The sequence below is a fragment of the Streptomyces sp. NPDC057565 genome (assembly GCF_042801455.1).
GTDB lineage: Bacteria > Actinomycetota > Actinomycetes > Streptomycetales > Streptomycetaceae > Streptomyces > Streptomyces yanii.
In genome coordinates this window covers 102,630-124,896 of the sequence record NZ_JBHVFU010000013.1, presented here as the reverse complement: position 1 = coordinate 124,896, position 22,267 = coordinate 102,630, and the positions used below count along the sequence as shown (strand labels likewise).

Sequence of the window (22,267 nt, the reverse complement as noted above, 5' to 3'; positions counted from 1 at the left end):
CTGCTAGGCAGGCCTTTGTGGCCTGCGGTTCGCGCGCCGGCCGGACGACGGCCCCCGCGCATCAGTAGGCCCCTTGCCCATGGAGCACCGCACGCAGCGTCTTCCACAAGATCACTGTGTCCAGGGCGAGCGACCAGTCCTCCACGTACCGCAGGTCGAGGCGGACCGCCTCCTCCCACGGCAGGTCGCTGCGTCCGCTGATCTGCCACAGGCCGGTGAGCCCGGGCTTGACCAGCAGCCGCCGACGGATGTCCGGGTCGTACGCAGCGGACTCCTCCGGTACCGGAGGCCGCGGGCCGACGAGCGACATCGATCCGGTGAGCACGTTGAAAAGCTGCGGGAGCTCGTCGATCGAGTAGCGGCGCAGCACGGATCCCACCCGGGTCACCCGCGGATCCCGGCGGAGCTTGAACAGCAGGCCTGCGCCCTCGTTGCGGTCGGCGAGCTCGGCACGTGCCGCGTGAGCCCCGGCGACCATGGTGCGGAACTTGAGAATGGTGAACTCGCGGCCGTCCTTGCCGACCCTGCGCTGGCGGTAGAACGCCCCGCCCCGACTGTCCACCAGCACGATCAGCCCGACGAGCACCATCAGCGGCGCGAACAGCATCAGCAGGATCGCCGCGCCCATCCGATCGACGACCCCTTTGATCGCTCGGCGGCCCCCGGTGAAGGTCGGCATGCTGACCCGCAGCAGCGGGATCCCGAGCACCGCGTCGACGTGCAGCCGCGGGCCGGCCACCTCCATCAGCACGGGGGCCACGACCATCTCGGCATCGCTGCCTTCGAGGTTCCAAGCCAGCCGCTGCAGCCGGTCCGGTGACCAGTGCGGGTCCGGGGTGACCGCGACGACACGGTAGCCGTCGCGGTGAACGTGGTCGGCTACGTCCGCCAGTGGGCCGACGACCGGCACTCCGTCCAATTGGTCACTGTCGAGCCCGAGACCGTCCGTCGTGCACACCGCATCCACCCGCCAGCCCAGGTGCGGGAACTTGCGGGTACGGGTGATCAGGTCGCGCACGGTGGCCGGGCTCCCGGCAGCGAGCACCGGTCTCAGGCACCGCCCTTCCTTCCGCTGCTTGTGCAGCCAGAGGCGGAGCAGATACCGCGCGGTCATGGTGATGAGCGCGATCGCGGGGATCGCGACGAAGATCCAGAGCTTGATGTTGCGCGAGGTGAGAGCGATCCCGCCGAGCGCCAGTACGACGGTCGCCGTCAACAGTGACCGTCCGAGCCGGCGGAATTCCTCGGCGCCCTGGCCGAGCACGGCCGGAGCCCACGACCGGCTCACCGCAAGCGCTCCCAGCACCAGCAGCTCGGTGCCGAATGCGAGAATTCCCCACTTCTCGTGCCAGTTGGCCGCGTCCCGGACCCCGAAGAAGTTGCCGATCGCCGCCACCACCAAGGCGGTGGCCACGGTATCGCTGGTGATCACGGTACGGCGGTACCGCTGCTCCCAGTCGTTCGCGGGCTGGCTGATTGCCCCGTTCTCCAGACGCTCGCGCGCCGACGGAAAAGGGTCGACCAATCGCCCCTGCCGCACAGAACTCCGCACCCACGGCCCCCTCTCGGGCTCCAAGAATTGTTCACCGACATGTTCTGGCGCCGGAGACGCAGCTGTTGGCTGCCCGTAGCGCCGGACCTATAAATCATCAGTTGTCGCCTGATGTCCTGCATGTGAAGAAACGTCAATCTAGACCATCGGTGCCCGTCTGATCCGGGTTCCGCAGTTGCAGGTCGGGTCCAGTGCTAGAAAATTTGGGCTGAGCTGCGGAAACGCCAATAGGTAGGCACGCCGGGCGCGGCGTGTCACGGTCTGTCAAGCGAGCGGTTCAACCAGGGTGGTTGGGTTTGCTGACGGGCTGCGGAGTGGCGGCCGTCGAAGGTGATGTCGAAGGCGTTGAGTGCGGTCCTCCAGCGCATGGTCCAGCGGGCCTGGCCCTTGCCGGTGGGGTCGAGGGACATGATCGTCATGTAGGCGCGCTTCAAGGCGACTTGCTCGTTGGGGAAGTGTCCGCGGGCCTTGACTGCCCGACGGATCCTGGCGTTCACTGACTCGACCGCGTCAGGAAGTCCCTTGAGTCCGTCGCATACGAGCATGAGGACGTCGGTCACGCCGCGGTTCTTGATCTCGGTGAGGATGTGCAGCCAGTGCTTGGCGCCCTCGCCGCCGTCGCCGGCCCACAGCCCCAGGATGTCCCGCCGGCCCTCGACAGTGACCGCCAGGGCCACGTGAATTGGCCTGTTGGCTACCGCCCCGTCACGGATCTTGGTTCTGTCGACGATCTTGTGATGCGGACGCTTCAGCGGGGCGCGTCAGTCGTTCGCGATCATGCAACGCGTGCTCTCGTGATGTGCTCTTGGAGCTGTTCCCGTACCTGTCCGCATTGTTGATCGAGGAGGTCGAGAGGCAGCCGGACAAGGTCATGCTCAGGACGCGGGTGCGGGCGACGACCGCGGCCTGCCGGTGCGGCCAGAGTTCGACGCGGGTGCATGGCCGGTACATCCGAAGATTGCGTGACGTCGCGGTGGGTGATCTCGGTGTCGTGATCGAGTTATCCATACGCCGCTTCCGCTGCGAGAACGCCGCATGCCCGGCCGTGACGTTCGCCGAGCAGATCACGGGACTGACGACTCCACATAGCCGTTACACCCCGTTGCTGCGAGGGGTGTTGATGCAAGTCGGCCTGGCCCTGGCGGGCCGGGCGGGAGCCCGTCTGACGACAGTGATCGGCATCACGTGGGCAAGGACACCCTCCTGCGCCTGGTCAGGGCCCTGCCCGAACCGCATGTCGGCGACGTGGAGGTGCTGGGCGTCGACGATTTCGCCTTTCGCAAGGGCCGCCACTACGGCACCTTGCTGATCGACATGGCCACGCACCGGCCGCTTCAACTCTATGAAGGCCGCGATGGCGAGGACCTGGCGGCCTGGCTCCGCAGCCATCCCGAGGTGAAGTTCATCTGCCGTGACCGCTTGTGGGCCAACCTCGGCCAGGCGGTCGAGAAGAGCGTGAACACCCAACGCTCCCGTCTGGCCGAACTGCCTTCCGAACCTGCCGGCACACGCGACGCGCTGGCGGAGCAGTCGGAGGTGGTCAGCGGTCGGCGGAACTGAAGGATCGTGACGCGGCTGCGTGAACAGCACGCCGCCACCCACGCACTGTGGGAACAGGGGATGTCGAAGGCGGCGATCGGGCGGAAACTCGGGCTGCACCAGGCCACCGTCCGCAAGCTGGTCAACGCCCGATCCGCCGATGACGTCGTCGCCAAGAGCCTGCAGCGGGCACACATCGTTGACCCGTACGTCGACTACCTGCACCGACGCTGGAACGAAGGGGGCAGAAACGCCGCCCAGCTCTACCGAGAAATCCAAGACCTCGGTTACCCCGGAGGCGAGTTGGCGGTCCAGCGTCACCTGCGACGCTATCGGACCGGGCGTGGACACGCGCCCGCCGTGGGGCCCAAGCCTCCGTCGGTCCGTGAGGTCACCTCCTGGATCATGACCCACCCCGAACACCTGCGGGACGAGCACGCAAACAACCTGCACCGGCTGCGAGAGCGCGATCCCGAGCTGGACCGGCTCACTCTCCACGTCAGGAAGTTCGCCGTCATGATGACCGCACGCCACGGCGACCGTCTCGAGGACTGGATCGCCGGCGCCGAGCAGGACACCCTGGCCCCGCTCGCGTCCTTCGCCCGCAACCTCCACCCGACCTCGATGCCGTCCGCAACGGCCTGTCCCTGCCCTACAGTTCCGGTGCCGTCGAGGGCAACGTCAACCGGCTGAAGATGCTGACGCGCCAGATGTTCGGTCGGGCCGGCCTCGATCTCCTTCGCAAACGAGTCTTGCTCGCACGATGAGTCCGGAGCACTCGCATCATAAGATCGTCGACAGAACCCGGATCTCACGTGAATAGCGTCAATGAAGATCATGGGATAAACGGCGCCGAGGGGCCGGTTCTGCCATTCAGCCATGCCGTCGAGGGCCTTGTCGGTGAAGGTGGAGATGGTCTGCCGGGACACCTCGGCTCCATAGACCTCGGCAAGGTGCGCCTGGACCTCACCGGTCGTCAGGCCCTTCGCCGCGAGCGAGATGACCATCTCGTCCACGCCGGACAGACGCTTCTGCCGCTTCTTGACGATCCTCGGTTCGAAGCTTCCTTCCCGGTCGCGGGGCACGGCTATCTCGACCGGGCCGACGTCGGTAAGCACGGTCTTGGCGCGTGCCGTTCCGTGAGTTGCCGCCGTTCTTCCCAGCGGATCGTGCTTGTCATAGCCGAGGTCGTCGGTGATCTCACCCTCGAGAGCGGACTCCAGGAGCCGCTTGGTCAGCTGCTGGAGCAGCCCGCCCTCGCCGGTCAGCTGAAGGCCCTCGGCCTGAGCCCGGCCCACCAGTTCGTCAATCAGCCAATCGTCCACAGACTTCGCTGGCGCTGCCTCAGACGGCTCGGCGGGTTCGGCCTCGGTCATGTTGTCGCTGGTCATCGATGCATCTTCCATGATTGGGAGTTACACCGAACGTTTTACAGTCCCTGGCTTCGCCTGGAGCAGGAGCTCGGCAGAGAGCTCCCCATGGACTACAGGGCGATCGTCGACGCCTACTGCTCCAGCCGTAGATCGTGATCTCGATGGTGAGGGGCGCTGAGGCGGCAGGTGGCCAGCGTTGATCATCTGGCCGATATCGCCACGCCGTCGCGGGCGTCGGCTCCTTCTCGTCTACCCGAGTTCACCGAGACGGAGGGCGTCCCTTATCTCGCTGAGCTTCGCGGTTGTCGCTGGGGTCCGCTCCTGCGCTTGTTCAGCGAGTCGGAGGGCGTCGTCAATCTCGCTGAGCTTCGCGGAGGACAGGATGGCCGCCCGCTCTATCAGGTCGTCCCGGGACACAGTGGTCAGCCATGTGCACGGGGTGAAGCCTGGGCGCGGGAACGCGAGCCGCAGCACGCCTTCGAACGGCAGTCCTTCACCGGCGCCCACCATCACTTCGATGCCCAGACCGCTGATGTCGACGCCCGCCGGAGCGACGACCTGCATCACCCGGATCCCGGACGTGTCGTCTCCCGACAGGAGGACGACCAATCTCCGCTCGTCGAACTGGACCCACCAGACTTCGCCGCGTTGCACAAGTCCTCCAGACACAGGACGGCAGGCAGACGCTGGGCGACCCTGACGCGCTGTTGAGACGGGTGCGGCCACCGTTGATCATCGGTGTGTGAAGACTGAAGATCATGCGGTGGCCGCAGGTCACAGCGTAGACCTGCCCGCTGGCAGGAGGAGTTCGAGGGCCTGATGAGCCAGATAGCGGGACGGTTCACGCGGGTCGAATCGCGGCGCCGGGCCCGGAAGTTGGTACTCGGCCTGCTGTCGGATCTGCCGCGCAAGAACTGCTGGACCATCGCGGAGTGGGCCGGGGACAGGACCCCGGACGGCATGCAGCACCTGCTCGGGCGGGCCAAGTGGGACGCCGACCAGGTCCGCGACGACGTGGGTGACTACGTGGTGGAGCATTTGCACGACGACGAGGCGGTGCTGGTGGTTGACGAGACCGGCGACGTGAAGAAGGGCACCGACACTGTCGGTGTCCAGCGCCAGTACACCGGCACCGCGGGCAGGATCGAGAACGCCCAGGTCGCTGTCTACCTGGTCTACGCAGGCCACCGCGGGCACGCCGCGGTAGACCGGGAACTGTACGTTCCGCGTTCCTGGACCTCCGACCCCGACCGCTGCCGGGCCGTCGGCCTTGGTGACAAGACGGAGTTCGCGACCAAGCCGGAGCTGGCCGCTCGCATGGTCACCCGATTCCTGGACGCCGGCCACCGGGCCGCATGGGTCGCGGGAGACGAAGTCTATGGCGGCAACCCGAGGCTGCGCACCGCGCTGGAGGAACGCGGCACCGGCTACGTCCTCGCGGTGGCCTGCTCACACGAAGTCACCACAGGAGCCGAGAAGTTCCGCGCGGACACACTGGCCAGGAAGGTACCCAGGAGGGCCTGGCAGAAGCTGTCCGCAGGCGTCGGAGCCAAGGGCCACCGCTTCTACGACTGGGCTGTCATCGACCTCACCGGCCCCCGGCCCGGGAGCCGGCAGTTGCTGATCCGCCGCAACCGCAGCACCGGCGAACTCGCGTACTACCGCTGCTACTCGCCGACCACAGTGCCGCTGGCCACCCTGGTGCGCGTCGCTGGATCAAGATGGCGGGTCGAGGAGTTCTTCCGGTCCGGCAAGGGCTTGGCGGCCTTGGACGAGCACCAGGTCCGCCGCTACCCGTCCTGGTCCCGCTGGGTCACCCTGGCCATGCTCGCGCACGCCTTCCTCGCCGTCGTCCGCGCGAACGAACACGACCGTCATCCCTCACCCGACGAGCTGATCCCGCTTACCTGCAACGAGATCCAACGACTGTTCATCACGCTCGTCATCCAACGCGTCTTTGACCCTGTCCACCGGCTTGGCTGGTCCGTCTGGCGACGCCGCCACCAGGCCCGATCCCAGACCAGCCACTACCGGCGACAAGCCGCTCAAGCATGAAGATCACGATCTACGGCTGGTGTACTACGCACCGGTCCAACTCAACGGCCACCTTTACCTCTCATCTGATCCGGCTTGCGCATGGCGAGAGCTGGGGGAGGAGATCCGGTCGACGTCGGAAGTCTGGACTGAGAGCCGGCCGGCCACCCTATGAGCTTCGCCGAGTGGCTTTACCAGTATCTGATTGGCGAGAACATGGCCGGCTGGGACAGCGCGGCCTCTTACCCCGGACCCGTCCTGCTGGAGTACCTGCCCACGCGACCGGGAGAACGTACCCGCGAGACGTACGGCCCAGAGCGCGGCATATGAGGTCTGCACCAAGTGAGACGACTTCTATTAGGTCATCTCGTCTGGGCCGCTACTCCTGCCAGCGCGGTTGGCTTCTCACATGCCGCGGTCTGGCCCGTACCAAGGCTCGGGGTGTTCGTCGACAGGCATCGGCAGGTATCGCATTTACACAGGGCCTGGATAGAAGGCTGCGCTGTTGGGACCGGTCATGTCTTCACCGATGAGATAGCGGTAGAGCCATTCGGCGAAGGTCATGCGGTGCTCTGCCCAGGTTTCGTCGTAGCTCACCAGGAGCCCGGGGACACTGGTGGCAGCGATGAGGAAGATGGTCTCTCCTCTGTCGGTGCTCGCGATCGGCCACAACCCGTTGCGGGTGCCGAAGCTCAACTCGTCGAGTCCGAAGAGCTGGCGCGGGTCTTCGTCCGCGTCGAGATCGAGCTCGTCCCACGGCACCTCGGACCATGCTTGGATGCTTCCTCGGATCTCCTGGCCCAGGTTCCACCGCTCGGTCGCCGGATGATGGAGGTACAGGTGGCCATTGAGCTGGATCGGGGCGTAGGCGTCAACCAGGACCCGGTAGTCGGGCGGCAGTTGTATGCCGAGATCCGCGTGGAGACGGTCCCAAGCAGCAGGGTCCGCAAAGCGGTTCTGGGCCGGGCCGAGCATCGCCAAAACGACGGGCAAGTAGTCGGTCATGCACAAAACGGTCAACGTCCTCGACTCCATGCCGAAGTCCGCGCAGCCCGGCGCGAAGAAGGCCATCCAGGACATCTACAACGCTGAGGACCGCGACCACGCCGAGGCGGCGGTCAAGACGTTTGCCAAGCTCTACGGCGCAAAGTTCCCCAAGGCCGTCAAGAAGGTCACCGATGACCAGGACCAGCTGCTGGCGTTCTATGACTTTTCGGCCGAGCACTGGATCCACCTACGGACCACGAACCCCATCGAGTCGACCTTCTCCACCGTCCGGCTGCGGACCAAGGTCACCCGCGGCGCCGGCTCCCGCACCGCCGCCCTGGCCATGGTCTTCAAGCTCGTAGAGTCCGCCCAGCAGCGGTGGCGGGCCGTGAACGCGCCCCACCTCGTCGCCCTCGTCCGCGCCGGAGCCCGCTTCGAACGCGGCCAGCTCGTCGAGCGACCCGAGGCTCACGCCGCCTGAATAACCTCCCAGATCCACCGATCTTGGTAATTACTCGGCGCCCCCGCCCTCTGACAGGATGCTCGCGATGACGGGTGTGAGTGTTCGACAGCTCTCGCGGCGACCTGGCCGGGCCCGGGTCGCAGCCCCACCTGAGTCAGTCGACCGCTTCGACGTACGACGCCAGATTCGCCAGCGAGGAGGCGATCCCGGCCTCGTGGACGGCTTGCTCGATGCCAGGTGGCACTTCCGTGGCGATGACGGTCACCTCGGTTCCGTCACCGACGGCAGCGAGGTACCAGGTCATCGTCATGGTGCCCGCGTACGAGGGGTCGTCGGCCTCGAACACCGCCCTCTGTACCACGCGCTCCGGCGGCACCAGCTCTGCAAACCCGACGTCGACGACATCCGTCGCATCTGAAGTCTTGCCGGGGCTATCGACGGGGTCGAGGTAGGTGAGGACCATCCGGAATCCGCCACCAAGCCGGGGATCCCATCGCTCGACCCGCCCGCGCATGCCTTCCGGCGGCAGCCATGCCTCGAGGGACTCCCTGTCGAGGAGAGCGCCGTAGACAGTCGCCGGTGGCGCCGCGATAACCCGGCTGGCGCGGTCGGTCCTACTCATGGCCCGAGTCTAGGGGTTCCGCCAGGCACATCCTCCTTGAGCACCTCTAGGGTGTGCAGCGAGAAGATCTACCGATCGGCCCGGAGATGCCATGCCTCTGCAGATGAAATTGGGTGCGATAACACTCGATTGTCCTGATCCGCTGGCTCTGGCGGCGTTCTATCAGCAGGCCACCGGCCTCGAACTGCACCCGAAGTCGAACGCCGACTTCGCCGGGCTCAACCGCGAGGACGGACTTTTCATCGGCTTTCAGCGGGTCGACGACTACCGGGCTCCGAGCTGGCCCGACCAAACCGTTCCCCAGCAGCTTCACATCTGCTTCAACATTGAGATCGAGGACGACCTGGACGAGGCCGAGACCCAACTACTGGAGCTGGGCGCGGGCAAGCCGGATCACCAACCTCATAATGAGGCCAAGGCGCGGGTCCTCACCGATCCGGCTGGGCATCCCTTCTGCCTGGTCAGACGCTGACTGCTGGAGCTCGGCATGGCCAGCGCGCTGCTTCCCCTTCGTCTCGACTCACCTTGTGAAGGCTGCCCTGGCCTGCCGTCAGCTGCAGGTGCTGATGACCGTGGTGCCAGCGCTCATGGCCCGTACGGCACTCAGCCTGGCACCGTCGCAGCGTGAATGGGCGGGAGCAATCGTCACGATTTGTGGATCAGCGAATTCACGTGGATGAAAGTGAGTCCCGGTTCCCCGCGACTGTCGTGATGAGATCGACAAGACCGCATTCCACGGAGGCATTGACGACGGGCTCGAAGTCATCGACGCTCGCTGCTCTCGCGGCGAAGTCCGAAGGGTAGATACTCCACCCCTCGATGCTGCTCCAGCCCACCTGAATGGTGGCGTGGATTCCATCCGGCGAGGAGACACGCAACCAGGCTGTGCACTGGTCCGAGAAGTCGAAGGGCAGGAAGACGGTGCCGCCGGTGGGCCGCAGCCGCCGCAGGTGGTCGCCCCACTGATCGAGGAGTCGCCGGAGGCCATCCGCGATGTCTTGGCCTGCCAGTGCGGACTCATCGATGGCGAAGTAGTAGGAATCGCACGTGTGTTGGTAGACACCCAATCGCAGAAGCAGGTCGTCGTGGACATCGTGCTCGGTGGTGCGCTCCAAGCGCAGCGGAACGTTGTTCATGGTGAGGACTCCAGCCCGATCGGGTCTGAGGCTATGCCACTGCCCGCTCGGTGCGTTCGACGAGGTGTCCTCGCTTGAAGCGAGCACCTGCCCGCACCAGTTGCAACGAGTCCGCCGGGCTCTCAGGGGTCCTGACACGAATTGAGTCCCGTTATCGGCCAGTCCTCCAGCGGCGATCGCCACGGCCGGCCTCGCTGGATGTCACCACCCCGCCGCCGCACCAACGCGACGAGACGGTCGAACTGCACCGGGCTCAACCTGACGAGCGACTCGAGCCACTTCGGATCACCTGCTGACATCACCCCATCCATGACCGGACAACGCCGACGGGCGGCGGTTGGACACCGAGTGGTTCGGTCAGATTCGAGCGGCACTCGACGGGCAGAGAGCGGCGCCGCTCAGACCATGCGTCGTAGCGCGGTCTCCACGGCATCGACCAGCGGATCGCCTTCGGTCCGCGGGTGCCTGGCCAGGCCGAGTTCGATGTCCGGCAGGCTGGGCAGGGCGTCCGCGTCGTGGCACGCCATGGCCGGTTCGAGATTCCCGGGCAGCACCGCCGTAACGCCGAGCCCGGCCCGCACCGCGGCGAGCACACCGACGAGACTGTTGCTCTCGAACGCCACCCGCCAGCGGCGGTCGGCACCTTCCAGCCCTTCCAGCACCGACGCACGCCATGTGCACGGGCCCGAGAACAGCACCACGGGTAGCGGATCGGCAGCCAAGTCCACACCTTGGCCGACCGCCCAGACCAGCGGTCGGCGCACCGTCCAGCGTGGCCGGCCGGGAACGTCCGCCGCCTCGTCGAGCACGAGTTGGACGCGTCCCGCGTCGTACGCCTCGCGCCTCGCGTCGCCGGAGAGGCTGAGCACCTCAAGCGTCGCGCCTGGATGCAGCCGGGCGAGGTCGGCGAGGGCCTGCGGAAGCTGGGACGCGGCGAGGTCTTCGAGCAACCCGACGCCGCAGTGGCCGGTCAGTGCGCGGCCGGCTTCGGTGAGTGCCTGCGCGGAGAGCGAGAGGATGCGCTCCGCGTATGGCAGGAGTTCGTCACCCGCGCGGGTCGGCGAGACGCCGGTCGTGGACCGGAGGAGCAGGGGGCTACCGACGGTGTTCTCAAGCTTGCGCAACTGCTGGCTGAGCGCGGGCTGGCTCTGTCCCAGCGCGCTTGCGGCGCGGCTGATGCTGCCCGCCCGCACAGCAGTGACGAACGACCGCAGCAGCACGATCTCCAGATCCCTGGCCATAAGACTTCATTATATCGGCTCCAATCAACTGGCTACTTCCTATGGCCAGATGGAGGACCTAGCGTCACGTGGGTGACTCGATACCGACAGGTGCTCGCCGTGCCCGGGATGGCATCGCTGCTGGGCGTCTCGCTGCTCGCCCGCACCGCGATCACGGCCTCCGGGATGGCGCTGACGATGTACGTCGTTCTGGGCCTGGACATGAGCTACGCGGCAGCGGGAGGAGCCGCGGCAGCCATGACCACCGGTCTGGCGCTGGGCGGTCCGCTGCTGGGCCGCATGATCGACCGGCGGGGCGCGCGTATCGTCCTGCTGATCACCGTCGTGGTTCAGGTCGCGTGTTGGCTGAGCGTCGCGGTACTGCCGTACACGACCCTGCTGGCCGCCGCCTTCGTAGCAGGTCTGCTGATGGTGCCGGCCCCGATGGTGACCAGGCAGGCGATCGCCGCGATGACGAAGGCGGGACAGCGCCGGGCCGCCTTCGCGCTGGAAGCGGTACAGGGCGAGCTGTCCTACATGGTGGGCCCGCCGATCGTGATCCTCTGCGCGGCACAACTGCCCTCCGGCGTGGTGGCCTGGGGCGTCGGCGCTGCGATCGTGGCGGGCGGAGCGGGGATCGCCCTGCTCAACCCCCCGCTGCGGGCCGAGGACGAGGCGCCGGCCGCCCCAGCCAACCGCCCCCGGCGCCGGGAGTGGCTGGGCCCGAGAATGATCGCGGTGCTGGTGATGGCGTTCGGCGCCACGATCGTGCTCAACGGTACCGACCTGGCCATCGTGGCCACTCTCAAGGAAGCCGGCCAGGTCTCCTGGGCCGCCGTCGTGGTGGCCGTGTACGGCGCGGCCTCCATCGCCGGCGGGCTTCTGTACGGCGCGCTCCCGCGACCGCTGCCCACCTGGCTGCTGCTCGGCCTGCTCGGGCTGGTAACCATTCCCGCCGGACTGGCCCACGACTGGCGCTGGTTGTGTGTGGCAGGCTGCGGCGCGGGGCTGCTTGCCGCACCGACTCTTTCCGCGTTGTCCGACGCCGTGAGCCGGCTCGCACCCGCGAGCGTGCGCGGTGAGGCGACAGGCTTGCAGTCCTCGGCGCTGGGCGCGGGCTTCGCCCTCGGCGTCCCGATCGTCGGCGGGGCGATCGACACGTCCGGGCCGGCAGGCGGCTTCGCGGCGGCCGGCCTGGCCGGCCTCGCCGCCGCGCTGATGGGATGGCTGCTGTCCCGGCGCTCACTCATCCGAACGCGGTCGGTGCGCAGCGATCCCAGCTTCATCGGGGCCTCGGACGCGCGATGACCTGCCTGCCGTCCAGTGGCTGAGCCTTGTCAGGCCATGCTCGGCGTTGCACGCCTCCACAACATGGCCCTCAGGGGATAACCCCAACCCCATACGGGACAACCTCTAACACAGGCGATAGGCGCAGCGGCGAGGTTCGGCGGAAGATCCGTGATCAGCATCGGACGCCGATAGCTTCGTGCTCATGCCAGTGGAGTTCCTGACCGACGAACAAGCGGCTTCGTATGGCAAGTTCAACGAGGAGCCGACCCGGCCTGAGCTGGAGCGGTTCTTCTTCTTGGACGACGAGGTCCGCAAGCTGATCGCGAAGCGGCGCGGAAACCACAGCCGGCTCGGGTTCGCTCTCCAGATGTGCACCGTGCGCTACACGCGGGCCTTCTGCTTGCTCCCTTCCGGACGTGGTGGCACGGATCGCCTGGCTCAGCGAGGCGCGTACGCCACATGCTCGAAGGGCCACTCGCGGGCCAGCCAGTAGCTGACGACGCGGTAGAGCTCGGTATCGAGGGAAGCATGGTCCGCCCGGACCCAGGAGCGGACGTCAGTGACACCAGGGTCCTGCCGTGAGCCGTATATGTAGACACAGCCGATGACGTCACCCCCAGGGACCGACAGGACGGTGTAGGTGAAGCCGACGCGCCGGTCGAAGTCCTCCGCGTGCCGGCGCAGGTCGTCGAGGTTGGCCTCCAGGGACATGCCCCCCGGAGGCGGCCAGGAGCGGTCGGCGAAGTCGGGGTTTGCTCGAATGTGGGCAATGCTGGAGGTCCAGGCGGCGTGATCGGCCGCATTGTGCTGAGGGCCGAGGGGCTCCAGGCGGAAGCGGTCGGTGGCAGGCGGGTGCGGTACGGCGAAATCCGGAGCCACGAGGGACTGGTCAGGTGAGGTCACCGCGGGAGGTTACCCCCGGGCCCCTACCGATTTCTCACGAATATTGGGAGACAGCACTGATAGCCGTCGTGCCGAACCCTGACATCAACAACGCCGGACAGGCGTGTACCCACGCACGCCGATCCGGTCGTCACGAAAACGGGCGACGGTGTAGGGATATAGCCATGCGGCCTGATCGCACTCATCATGAGCGGCATGCAGAGTGTTCAGGTGGGAGCAAAAACCGGCAAGGCACGGGGATCGCTTGGTAGTGCCTCGGTCGTTCTCTTCGTGCTGGGAAGCTTCGACGCGGGGATTTACCTCGCCGAGTTGATCACGGATGGGGACCGCTACGTCGCCATGCTTGAGTCCGGCTCTGGGCTGCTGTTCGCAAGCTGGATTGCCGGGGCCGTGCACCTTCTCCGGATCAGAAAGGTAGACAGGCAGAACTCGTAGGGGCCATAGGTCCCCCGGCGCCTGAGCGGTACAGCAGCGGAGTACCAACCATGCCGACTGGGGCCAACCGCGCATGCCCCCAACAGCCGTCTGACCAGCTCACCGTCGTACGGACCCACGTCGGCCAGGATCTCGGCGGACAGCTCCTCGACTGCGCGGATAAGCGGGCCTACCGCTCCGGCGCCGCATGGCTCCGCTCGACGTATGGACGACGAACAAACTGCTCCAGCGCTACTACCTCCGTCACGGCTTCGCACATGTCCGCATGGTCACGGAGGGCGGCAACGTAAACGGCGGCCCCAGAGCTTCCGGGTGGCTGGCGCAGTGTGCAACAGCCCGGGCAACTCACGGCTCGCCGATGGGGCGGCGCTCTACGCCCACCATCACCGCACCGTCGCCTCTGATCCACGGCCGCGACGACCGAGTGATCTCCTTCGAGTCGACCCTCTTCCTCGCATCGAACATCCCGGACTCGCGGGCGCATCTGATCAACCGCTGCGGCCACTGGGCCCCAGTTGGAGCACGCCGACGAGTTCAACCGCCTCGTCACCGACTTTGTCACCAACCACTGAACGGCGCGTGCTGCCGGGCATCCGACACCCGGCAGCACGGCCGTCCGACGGCGGTCCTAGCGATGGTGCGGCCCGTGGGACGAGCGGAGGACGAGCTCGGGCGCCGTCACGACGCGAGTGTGCTCGCGCGACGGGTCGGCGATCCGCTGGACCAGTAGTTCGACCGCGGACTCGGCCAAGGTGACCAGGCCGCAGCGCACGGTAGTCAGCGAGAAGACATCCCAGGAGGCCATCGAGATGTCGTCGAAGCCCACCACCGTGACGTCCTTGCCGGGGGTGTAGCCGTGTCGGTGCAGCGCACTGAGCGCGCCGATGGCCACCACGTCGTTCAGGCAGAAGATCGCGGTCGGCGGCTTCCGTAGGGCCAACAGCGCGTCGATCCCCTGACTTCCGGTCTCGTGCGAGAAGGACCCCCGGAACATGAGCTCGCTCGGCAGCGGGATCCCGTGGTCGGCGAGCTGCATCCGAAAGCCCGCCTCGCGATCACGCGAGGTACTCGTCGAGGACGGGCCGAGGATGGCGGCGATGCGCTCGTGCCCCAGAGACACGATCAGGTCAGCGACCAACTGCGCACCGCCGTAGTTGTCGACGACGGAAGTGTCCAGCGAGGTCTGGTCCAGCTCGCGGTTCACGAGGACCGTGGGAACGCCGCGTGCGGCGACCAGGTTCGGGAGCCGGTCGCCGAGCAGGGCGTTCATGAAGATCACGCCGTCGACCGACCCGTTCGCGAGGCTGCGCAGCCCCTGCTCGTCCTGGTCCGTCGCCGGGATCAGGATCGTCCGGAATCCGCCGCGGTCGAGAGCGCGCCGCATCGGCTCGATCAGCTCCGGATAGAACTGGTTGGTCAGGTCGGGGGCGACTATCCCGACGCGCTTGGTCGCCCGGGTCGAGAGATTGCGGCCGCTCTCCATCGGCACATACCCGAGCGACGCGGCGGCCTCCTCGACGCGCTCGCGGGTCGCTGCCGACACGCTCGGGTCGCCACGAAGGGCACGTGACACGGTCGACTGTGAGACGCCCGCGGCCCGTGCGACATCGATGCTGGTGGCCGATCGCCGTCTACGGTTCATCGAATTACTTCGCTCCTACCGGCGGAGGTGGGTCTTGACATGCTTGGAGGCGAGGTGAGGAAGCTCTGACCTCGCCCCAAGCATTCGCTGCTGTCTAGCCTTTCACGAGCCAGTTCTGGAACTGCACCTGGATGCTTGGGTGCTGGGCGTACCAGTTACCGTCGGTCTGGACGCCCTGCGCCGCATTCTTGCCGATCGCCAGCCATCGCTGCACGCTCGCCGGATACGAGCTCAGCGGCAACTTCTTGAGGTCCACCGGGTAGGTGGTGTCCGTCACATACTTGAGGTTGGCCGGCTTGTCCCGCACCACCATCGAGATGGCCGCCTGCCCGACCTTGGGATCCGTTGCGCCCTTGGGCACGACGTACCACGACGCCGAGATGTAGGAGCCGCTCCAGCTCGCGTTCAAGGGGTAGTGGTTCTTCGTGACCGCGCCGTAGACCCGGCCGGCGTAGGTGATCCCGATGGTGCACTCACCATTGAGCATGTTCGCGGTCGCGACGTCCGCCTGGTTCCACCACACGGTGTCGCGCTTGATCTTGTCGAGGGTCTTGAAGACGCGCGCGGTGTCGAGCGGATAGACATCCGCGGGCTTGACCCCGTCGGCCTGGAGCATGATTTCGGCGAGGCCCTCGAAGGTCTGCGGGAAGCACCGCTTGCCGGGATAGTTCTTGGTGTCCAACAGGGCCGAGATGTCCTTGGGTTGCTTGTTCTTCGGGAAGGCCTTGGTGTTCCAGAACATCACGGTGCCGTAGATGTCGTGGCGGACGCCGTACTTGTCGGCCTGGCCCGGGTTGAGGTCACCCATCGGGATCACCTTGGGGTCGAGCGGCTCGAGCCACCCCTTGGCCTTGGCGATGTAGAAGTCGCTGTTGGTGATCTGCCCCATGTTCCACGGAACCGGGCCACCCTGCTGCACCGCGTTGAACAGTTTGGTCGTCTCGCCATCGGTGAACTCGCGTGAGGACTTGACGCCGGTCAGGGCGGTGAAGTCCTTGAAATAGGAGTCTGCTCGGGCCTGTCCGATGGTGCCGCCCGAGGTGTCGTACCAGAGCAGCTGACCGTGGAGGTTGCCGAAGACGCTCTTCGGGTACTGGGCGGCCGGGAACTGCGCCGAGTCTCCGGCGAACTTGCCTCCTCCTCCGCCACCCCCACAGGCGGAGGTCAGCGCCAAGGCGACCGCGGCAAGCCCGGCGGCGGCGAGCTTGAGCTTCATCTTCATGGTCTCTCCATTTCGGGCTGTGCGAGCTCCTGCGAGAGGGCTGGGGAGACTCGGTCGTCCGCCGAGTCGTCCGAGACGAGAAGGGCGCCGTGTTCGCGCCAGCACAGATCGACCTCGTCGCCGACGTGGCTCAGGGCGGCGTGCCCGGGAACCCTGGCGGTGTAGGTCGCGCCATCGGCGTCGACGATCGTGCGGGTCGAGTCGCCGACGAAGACATTGCGCCTGACCCGGCCACGGACGAACCGGCCGGCATTGTCGTCGCCGGGCGCCCTCACCACCACGTTCTCCGGCCGGACGATCAGCGCGACGGCCGTGTCCTTCGCCCACGTGCGATCGGTCGGCACCTCGAGTGTCCTGCCGTCGCCGGTCTCCACATGGGCGACCTGGGAGCCGAGCGCGCGGACGCGTCCGGCGACGACATTCGCGTCGCCCACGAATTCGGCCACGAACCTGTTGCGTGGCTGGTGGTACAGCTCCTCGGGGGTACCGACCTGGATGAGCTTGCCACGATCGAGTACCGCGACCCGGTCGCTCATCGTGAAGGCCTCGACCTGGTCGTGGGTGACATAGATGGCCGTCACGCCGGCGCGCTCCTGCACTTCGCGCAACTGGGCCGACAGCTGCTCGCGGAGGCGCTTGTCCAGCGCACCGAGCGGCTCGTCGAGAAGCAGCACACGCGGAACCGCGGCGAGTGAGCGGGCGATGGCGACCCGCTGCTGCTGACCACCACTGAGCTGGGCCACGTTCTTGTCGCGGTGGTCGGTGAGCTCCACGAGCCGGAGCATCTCCTCGACGCGCTCCTCGATGACCTGCTTCCCGGCCTTGCGCACCTCGAGGGGAAAGGCGATGTTCTGCCTGACCGTCATGTGCGGGAAGAGCGCATAGCTCTGGAAGACCATGCCGACATCGCGCCGTTGTGGCGAGACGCCCGTGATGTCCTTGCCGTCGAGCAGGATCCGGCCGCCGCTGGGGTCCAGCAGGCCCGCCACCAACTGGAGGATGGTGCTCTTCCCCGAGCCGCTCGCGCCGAGCAGGGTGAAGAACTCTCCCGGCTCGATGGTGATGTCGACGTCGTCGACCGCGCGGACTCCGAGGCCGTAGTCGTGGGCGAGTCCGGACAGTTCGAGCCGGCCTGAGCGAGTGGGCCCCGGGTTCGGCGCCGGCATCTCTGTCTTCACGGGAGCCTCCGATGGGGTCATCACTGCGCACCTCTCAGTCCGGCTGGGCGGTTCGGTCTCTTTCCGCGGCGGCGCAGCAGCGCGGGACCGATGTACGCGAGCACGACGAGCACGATCAGGACGGAACCGACCGCCGCGATGGTCGGTTCGGGTCCGGACTTGACGAAGGAGAAGATCAGCACGGGCAAGGTCGAGTCCGGTCCCTGTGACTGGAAGAGAGCGATCACCGGCTCGTCCCAGGAGTTGACGAAGCCGAGCAGGGCCGCACCGATCACGCTCGGCAGGATCAGCGGCACGATCACCCGGCGCGTGGTGATGGCCGCCGAGGCGCCGAGAGTCCAGGAGGCCTGCTCGACCCGGCGGTCGAGTCCCCCGAGGGAGGCCAGGAAGGTGGTGGCCGTGAACGGCAGCGCCAGCATGGCCTGTGAGGCGGCGAGCCCGAAGTCGGTGCCGAGCAGACCCGTACGCTGCATCGGCCCGTACGATCCGACGGCCAGCAGGATGATCGGCACCACCATCGGCGCGTAGACGAGCGCGGAGAAGGCACTGCGAGCCGACTGCCTCCGCATCTTCAGCAGCGCGCGGGCGGCGAGGAATCCGAGGACGACCGCCAGGGCCATCGACACCAGGCCGACCCGGAAGCTCTTGAAGATCGCGCTGCTCCACTGCGGGTCCTCGAGCGCCTGGGCGTACCAGTGGAAACTGAACCCGCTCGGCGGCCAGACGATGAAGTTGCTCTGCTGTACGGCGATCGGGAAGACGAAGAGCGCCGGGACGATCAGGACGATCAGCCCGATCACGGTGACGATCCACAGGCCGACGCTCAGCGGGGAGAAGCGCAGTCGCTCCTGTCGGCTGGTGCCCTTGCCCGTGCCGAATCCGGCGACCAGAGTGGTCAGACCCGAGATCCGGATGGCGGCGACGAAGAGCACGACCGTGGCCACGAGGAGCACGATCCCGACCGCACTCGCCACTCCCCACTGGAAGTTCTGCACCTGGGCGGAGATGTAGCTGGAGACGGTGGTGCTGTCGACGCCGCCGAGGATGGCCGGGGTGAGGAAGAAGCCGAGCCCCATGACGAAGGTCAGCAGTACCGCACCGATGACCGACGAGCGCACCTGCGGCAGGTAAACGCGCCTGAAAGCCTGCCAGTTGGAGGCACCGGACACTTTCGCCGCGGTGGTGAGTGAGGGGTCGACCGAGGCCATGCCGGCGTACATCACGAGCACGGCATAGGGCAGGAGGTAGGAGACCATGCCGAGCGTGGTCGCGAACCTGTTGAAGAGCAAGTGGTACGGGCCAAGGCCGATCGCGCCGAAGGCCTGGTTGATCGGACCGTTCGTGCTGAGGATCTGCGTGAAAGCGAACAGCCGGATCAGGATCGAGATGAAGAACGGGACGAAGAAGAGCGCGTACAACAGGGCCGCCGTCCGCTTGCTCACTCTCGAGATCAGGTAGGCGGCCGGGAAGGCGAGCACCAGGACCACCAACGCCGAGGCGCCGGCCACGATCACCGTGTTGAGCATGACCTTGCGGAGCCCGCTGCTGGTGAAAACGACCTGGTAGTTCTGCCAGGTGAACTTGCTGGGGTCGAAGGTCGGCATGCCGGTCGTGGTGACACTGCGCAGGGCGATGTCGACCAGCGGCCACCCGAAGAACACGGCCAGCATCACCAGCGTGATGGTGAGGCCGAGGTGCCGGCGCAGCGTAGCGACGACGGCGACGCCTGCCGGCGGGCGTGCCACCACCTGCCGGCGGGCCGGCAGCGTGGGCAGGGGTTCCGCGGTCACGGTCAGCGCACCTTCGGCTGGAACGGCGTCGGGCGCACCGTCTCCTCGGACCGAAGCTCGGTGCCGGCGGTCAGCGGATACGCGGCGGTGAGCCACTCAACCCGCATGCCGGGCCGGTCGGCGCCGTGGGCGGTGATGGAGCTGTCATAGGTGAGCAGGTAGCCGTCGCCCCTGGGAACGACGTCGAGCACCTCGAGCCGGTAGCTGAGCTTGTCCTTGGTTGTCAGGCCGCTGGGGAAACGTAGCCGGTTGGCGCCGTAGTTGAAGACGAAGGTGGTCTTCGGATCCGGACGGACCAGGCTCACGCTGAGGTGGTCGACCAGGGCAAGCGAGTGGAAGCCCTCGATCATGCCGTCCGGGTAGTCGTTGGCGTGGATCCGGTACGAGTACGAAACCCCGGTCACGTCCTCGAAGGTGTTGACCTCGTCCTCGGTGATCCGGAACGAGTCGATGGTGAAGACCTCCCCCACCAGTGACGGGAGCTCCTCGAGCGGAACCAGGCGTGCCGTAGTCATGACTCTCCTCCAATTCATCGCGAATTGATGTCCTTGAGCGAGTCCTGACGCTAGGACTGCATACGTATGCTGTCAATGGTCAGAGCCTCCTGAAAACCTTGCAAGTGACCGCGCAAGTAACCTTGCAAGTCGCAGATACATACGTATTCTTAGGGCCCATCCGAGCCGGCACTCGCCCGGCGGTTTCGACCTCAGGAGGAGCCGTTGTCCGGACCCGACCGCTACCGGTCACAGATCTCGGCCTTGTTCGACCCGAAGCGCATCGTCGTGCTCGGAGCGTCGGCCACCCGCGTGTCAGACGGCAACAACGCGGTCACGAACCTCGTCCGGCACGGGCACAAGGACAAGCTGTCGATCGTCCATCCGAAGGCGACCGCGCCGATCCAGGGGGTGCCCACCTACCGCAGCGCGGCGGAGCTTCCGGAGCGTCCGGACGTCGCACTCGTGTCGATCCCGGCGTCGGGAGTTCTCGATGCGCTGCTCGAGCTGGACGCGATCGGCTGCCCGGTCGCCGTGGTCCCCTCGGCGGGCTTCTCGACGACCCAGAAGGCCGAGCTCCGCGCCTTCCTGCGTGAGGCCGACATAGTCTTCCACGGCCCGAACAACATGGGCGTCCTGAACCTCACGGCCGACCTTCCGCTCTGGTTCTACGACGGGATGCTGACCGAGGACCCGGCGGGCACCGCGGCGCTGATCACGCAGTCGGGGTCGGCATCGTTCTCGATGCGCGCCGCCGAGGGCACCGGCTACTCGAAGGTGATCACGACCGGCAACGAGTACGGGCTGACCACTCCGGACTACATGGACTGGCTCGCCGGCGATCCCGACACGAACGCCGTCGGTCTCGTACTCGAGTCGATCCGCGACGTGCCGATGTTCATCGCCGCACTGAAGCGCCTTCGCGAGGCCGACAAGCCGGTCGTCGTGATGAAGGTCGGGCGCACGGCCTCGGGGTCGAGGCTCGCGGCGGCGCACACCGAGGCGATCGTGAGCCGTGACGAGTTCTACGCCAACCTGTTCAGCAAGTACGACGTGCCGATGGCGCGCGACTACGACGAACTCGCTTCGGCGCTTTCGGTGCTGACCCGCAGGTCGGTGCCCCGGCCGAAGCGCAAGGATCTCGTCTTCGTGACCGACTCCGGCGGCCAGGCGGCGCTCATCGCCGACATCGCGCAGCGCCAGGAGATACCGCTCGCGACCTACAGCGCCGAGACGCGCGCGAAGCTCGAAGCGGTCTTCCCCGGCCTGGACGTCAACAATCCCCTCGACGCCGGCGGCAGCCCCTCCGCTCCCGACGACCACTATGCGCAGGCGCTGCAGATACTCAGCCAGGACCCGTTCGTGGGTGCGGTCGCCGTCGTCATCGAGGGCCAGGCGCAGGTCGAACCGATCGAGTTCGAGTACTCGAGCCCGCCACGCGAGGCGATGAAGGAGCTCGCCGCGACCGGCTTCCCGGTGTTCGGGACAACCAGCTCGACGGTCTCCACCTCGGAGGCGTTCCGAGCGGATCTCGGGCCGGGCATCCCGCTGATGCGCGGCTACCGGAACACGGCCATCGCCGTCGAGGCGCTGACCATGAACCACGCGCCCTGGCCGACCGAGCCCGAGCGGCCCGCCCATCTGCCGGCACCGGACGAACTCGAGCGGTTGGCCAAGCTCTTCGACGCCCCCGGTCCGATCTCCGCGGACGCGGCCGCCGGACTCCTGTCCGCCTACGGGCTGAAGGGCATCCGGTCCGCGATCCTGCGTGACCACGACGACGTCGGCGCCCTTCACGGGATGCGGTACCCCGTGGTCGTGAAGGTGCTCTCGCGCGACGTTCCGCACCGGGCCGACGCCGGCGCGGTCGTTGTCGGTGTCGACGACGAGGACGGCGTGCGTGCCGCGATCGAGCAGATCCGTGCCAACGTGGCCGCCGCGATCCCCGCGGCCGTCATCGACGGCTTCGAGGTGCAGCCACAGGTCACCGAGGCCACCGAGATCGCGGTCGGCGCGATCGGCGATCGCGCCCTCGGCGGGATCGTCACGGTCGGCAGCGGCGGCGCGCTGGTCGAGCTCTACGACGACGTCGCGACCGCCGCCGCGCCCATCGACGCCGACCAGGCGAAGAGCCTGATCGCCTCGACCATCGGCGGCAAGCTGCTGGCCGGCTACCGCCGACTGCAGCCCGCGACCGATCTCGACGCGCTGGCCGAGCTTCTCGTGAATGTCTCGTGGCTGGTGCACGACCACCATGCCCGGCTCGCCGCGATGGATCTGAACCCCGTTCTGGTGGAGACCACCTCGGGTCGCACGTCGATCGTCGACTCGCTCATCATCGCTGCCGGTGCTCCGACGGCGGCGGCGGACGACTGAAAGGAAGGCAC

The 22,267-nt window shown here is 67.0% G+C and carries 19 protein-coding genes and 6 pseudogenes; 10 read left to right on the top strand and 15 right to left on the bottom strand.

The window, feature by feature from the left end:
- Positions 1-61: 61 nt before the first annotated feature.
- Both ACFU8W_RS23865 and ACFU8W_RS23860 read right to left on the bottom strand, forming a co-directional pair.
- Positions 62-1,540 carry a sugar transferase gene (locus tag ACFU8W_RS23865; protein WP_384040756.1) on the bottom strand — a complete coding sequence of 493 codons (1,479 nt, stop codon included), beginning with the start codon at positions 1,538-1,540 and terminating at the stop codon, positions 62-64.
- A 266-nt stretch (positions 1,541-1,806) separates the two neighbouring features.
- Positions 1,807-2,268: pseudogene (locus ACFU8W_RS23860) on the bottom strand (transposase); the annotation flags it as partial.
- Between the two features lie 155 nt (positions 2,269-2,423).
- On the opposite strand from ACFU8W_RS23860, the pseudogene ACFU8W_RS23855 reads away from it, so the two are divergent.
- The 3 genes and pseudogenes from ACFU8W_RS23855 to ACFU8W_RS23845 all read left to right on the top strand — a co-directional run.
- Positions 2,424-2,570: pseudogene (locus tag ACFU8W_RS23855) on the top strand (transposase family protein); the annotation flags it as partial.
- 167 nt (positions 2,571-2,737) lie between these two features.
- Complete coding sequence (locus tag ACFU8W_RS23850) at positions 2,738-3,112, top strand: transposase (RefSeq protein WP_384040578.1); 375 nt, start codon at positions 2,738-2,740, stop codon at positions 3,110-3,112.
- Positions 3,113-3,118: 6 nt separating this feature from the next.
- On the top strand, positions 3,119-3,784 hold the full coding sequence (locus ACFU8W_RS23845; RefSeq protein WP_384040771.1) for a hypothetical protein: 666 nt from the start codon (positions 3,119-3,121) through the stop codon (positions 3,782-3,784).
- Positions 3,785-3,900: 116 nt separating this feature from the next.
- Here ACFU8W_RS23845 and ACFU8W_RS23840 read toward each other — a convergent pair.
- Both ACFU8W_RS23840 and ACFU8W_RS23835 read right to left on the bottom strand, forming a co-directional pair.
- Positions 3,901-4,497: pseudogene (locus ACFU8W_RS23840) on the bottom strand (transposase); the annotation flags it as partial.
- Between the two features lie 216 nt (positions 4,498-4,713).
- Positions 4,714-5,118 carry a type II toxin-antitoxin system PemK/MazF family toxin gene (locus tag ACFU8W_RS23835; RefSeq protein ID WP_384040575.1) on the bottom strand — a complete coding sequence of 135 codons (405 nt, stop codon included), beginning with the start codon at positions 5,116-5,118 and terminating at the stop codon, positions 4,714-4,716.
- Between the two features lie 165 nt (positions 5,119-5,283).
- Between ACFU8W_RS23835 and ACFU8W_RS23830 the strand changes: the two genes are divergently transcribed.
- Complete coding sequence (locus ACFU8W_RS23830) at positions 5,284-6,519, top strand: IS701 family transposase (RefSeq protein ID WP_384040572.1); 1,236 nt, start codon at positions 5,284-5,286, stop codon at positions 6,517-6,519.
- 453 nt (positions 6,520-6,972) lie between these two features.
- On the opposite strand, the gene ACFU8W_RS23825 is transcribed toward ACFU8W_RS23830, so the two are convergent.
- Positions 6,973-7,503: an SMI1/KNR4 family protein gene (locus tag ACFU8W_RS23825; protein WP_384040570.1), complete on the bottom strand. Its 531-nt coding sequence runs from the start codon at positions 7,501-7,503 to the stop codon at positions 6,973-6,975.
- Position 7,504: 1 nt separating this feature from the next.
- On the opposite strand from ACFU8W_RS23825, the pseudogene ACFU8W_RS23820 reads away from it, so the two are divergent.
- Positions 7,505-7,966, top strand: a pseudogene (locus ACFU8W_RS23820) (transposase); the annotation flags it as partial.
- 136 nt (positions 7,967-8,102) lie between these two features.
- On the opposite strand, the gene ACFU8W_RS23815 reads toward ACFU8W_RS23820, so the two are convergent.
- On the bottom strand, positions 8,103-8,570 hold the full coding sequence (locus ACFU8W_RS23815; protein ID WP_384040567.1) for an SRPBCC family protein: 468 nt from the start codon (positions 8,568-8,570) through the stop codon (positions 8,103-8,105).
- 91 nt (positions 8,571-8,661) lie between these two features.
- Between ACFU8W_RS23815 and ACFU8W_RS23810 the strand changes: the two genes are divergently transcribed.
- Positions 8,662-9,042, top strand: coding sequence for a VOC family protein (locus tag ACFU8W_RS23810; RefSeq protein WP_384040564.1), 381 nt, complete (start codon positions 8,662-8,664; stop codon positions 9,040-9,042).
- 196 nt (positions 9,043-9,238) lie between these two features.
- On the opposite strand, the gene ACFU8W_RS23805 is transcribed toward ACFU8W_RS23810, so the two are convergent.
- The 3 genes and pseudogenes from ACFU8W_RS23805 to ACFU8W_RS23795 all read right to left on the bottom strand — a co-directional run bounded on the left by ACFU8W_RS23805 (position 9,239) and on the right by ACFU8W_RS23795 (position 10,947).
- Positions 9,239-9,706: a hypothetical protein gene (locus ACFU8W_RS23805; protein WP_384040561.1), complete on the bottom strand. Its 468-nt coding sequence runs from the start codon at positions 9,704-9,706 to the stop codon at positions 9,239-9,241.
- Between the two features lie 161 nt (positions 9,707-9,867).
- Positions 9,868-10,017, bottom strand: a pseudogene (locus ACFU8W_RS23800) (IS5/IS1182 family transposase); the annotation flags it as partial.
- Positions 10,018-10,104: 87 nt separating this feature from the next.
- Entirely contained in the window at positions 10,105-10,947 is an 843-nt protein-coding gene (locus ACFU8W_RS23795) for a LysR family transcriptional regulator (protein WP_331743359.1), read from the bottom strand.
- A 72-nt stretch (positions 10,948-11,019) separates the two neighbouring features.
- Between ACFU8W_RS23795 and ACFU8W_RS23790 the strand changes: the two genes are divergently transcribed.
- Positions 11,020-12,234, top strand: coding sequence for an MFS transporter (locus tag ACFU8W_RS23790; RefSeq protein ID WP_384040558.1), 1,215 nt, complete (start codon positions 11,020-11,022; stop codon positions 12,232-12,234).
- 184 nt (positions 12,235-12,418) lie between these two features.
- Positions 12,419-12,613 (top strand): annotated as a pseudogene (locus tag ACFU8W_RS23785) (DUF4158 domain-containing protein); the annotation flags it as partial.
- Between the two features lie 41 nt (positions 12,614-12,654).
- Here ACFU8W_RS23785 and ACFU8W_RS23780 read toward each other — a convergent pair.
- Positions 12,655-13,119 (bottom strand): GNAT family N-acetyltransferase, encoded by a 465-nt coding sequence (locus ACFU8W_RS23780; protein ID WP_384040555.1) that lies wholly within the window; start codon positions 13,117-13,119, stop codon positions 12,655-12,657.
- Between the two features lie 186 nt (positions 13,120-13,305).
- Between ACFU8W_RS23780 and ACFU8W_RS23775 the strand changes: the two genes are divergently transcribed.
- Positions 13,306-13,554, top strand: coding sequence for a hypothetical protein (locus ACFU8W_RS23775; protein ID WP_384040552.1), 249 nt, complete (start codon positions 13,306-13,308; stop codon positions 13,552-13,554).
- Positions 13,555-14,182: 628 nt separating this feature from the next.
- Here the strand turns inward: ACFU8W_RS23775 and ACFU8W_RS23770 are convergent.
- From ACFU8W_RS23770 to ACFU8W_RS23750, 5 genes are all read right to left on the bottom strand, one after another.
- Positions 14,183-15,196 carry a LacI family DNA-binding transcriptional regulator gene (locus tag ACFU8W_RS23770; RefSeq protein ID WP_384040549.1) on the bottom strand — a complete coding sequence of 338 codons (1,014 nt, stop codon included), beginning with the start codon at positions 15,194-15,196 and terminating at the stop codon, positions 14,183-14,185.
- A 94-nt stretch (positions 15,197-15,290) separates the two neighbouring features.
- The gene (locus ACFU8W_RS23765) at positions 15,291-16,418 is read right to left on the bottom strand and encodes an extracellular solute-binding protein (protein ID WP_384040546.1); all 1,128 of its coding nucleotides are present in this window, start codon (positions 16,416-16,418) and stop codon (positions 15,291-15,293) included.
- Positions 16,415-17,596 (bottom strand): ABC transporter ATP-binding protein, encoded by a 1,182-nt coding sequence (locus ACFU8W_RS23760; protein WP_384040543.1) that lies wholly within the window; start codon positions 17,594-17,596, stop codon positions 16,415-16,417. Before ACFU8W_RS23760 ends, ACFU8W_RS23765 begins: the two co-directional genes overlap by 4 nt.
- Positions 17,597-17,616: 20 nt before the next feature.
- A complete protein-coding gene (locus ACFU8W_RS23755; RefSeq protein ID WP_384040541.1) occupies positions 17,617-19,386 on the bottom strand; it encodes an ABC transporter permease subunit in 1,770 nt (589 codons plus the stop codon).
- 2 nt (positions 19,387-19,388) lie between these two features.
- Positions 19,389-19,901, bottom strand: a complete 513-nt coding sequence (locus ACFU8W_RS23750; RefSeq protein WP_384040538.1) for a hypothetical protein — start codon at positions 19,899-19,901, stop codon at positions 19,389-19,391.
- A 204-nt stretch (positions 19,902-20,105) separates the two neighbouring features.
- Here ACFU8W_RS23750 and ACFU8W_RS23745 point away from each other — a divergent pair, with 204 nt between their 5' ends.
- On the top strand, positions 20,106-22,256 hold the full coding sequence (locus ACFU8W_RS23745; RefSeq protein WP_384040536.1) for an acetate--CoA ligase family protein: 2,151 nt from the start codon (positions 20,106-20,108) through the stop codon (positions 22,254-22,256).
- Positions 22,257-22,267 lie beyond the last annotated feature (11 nt).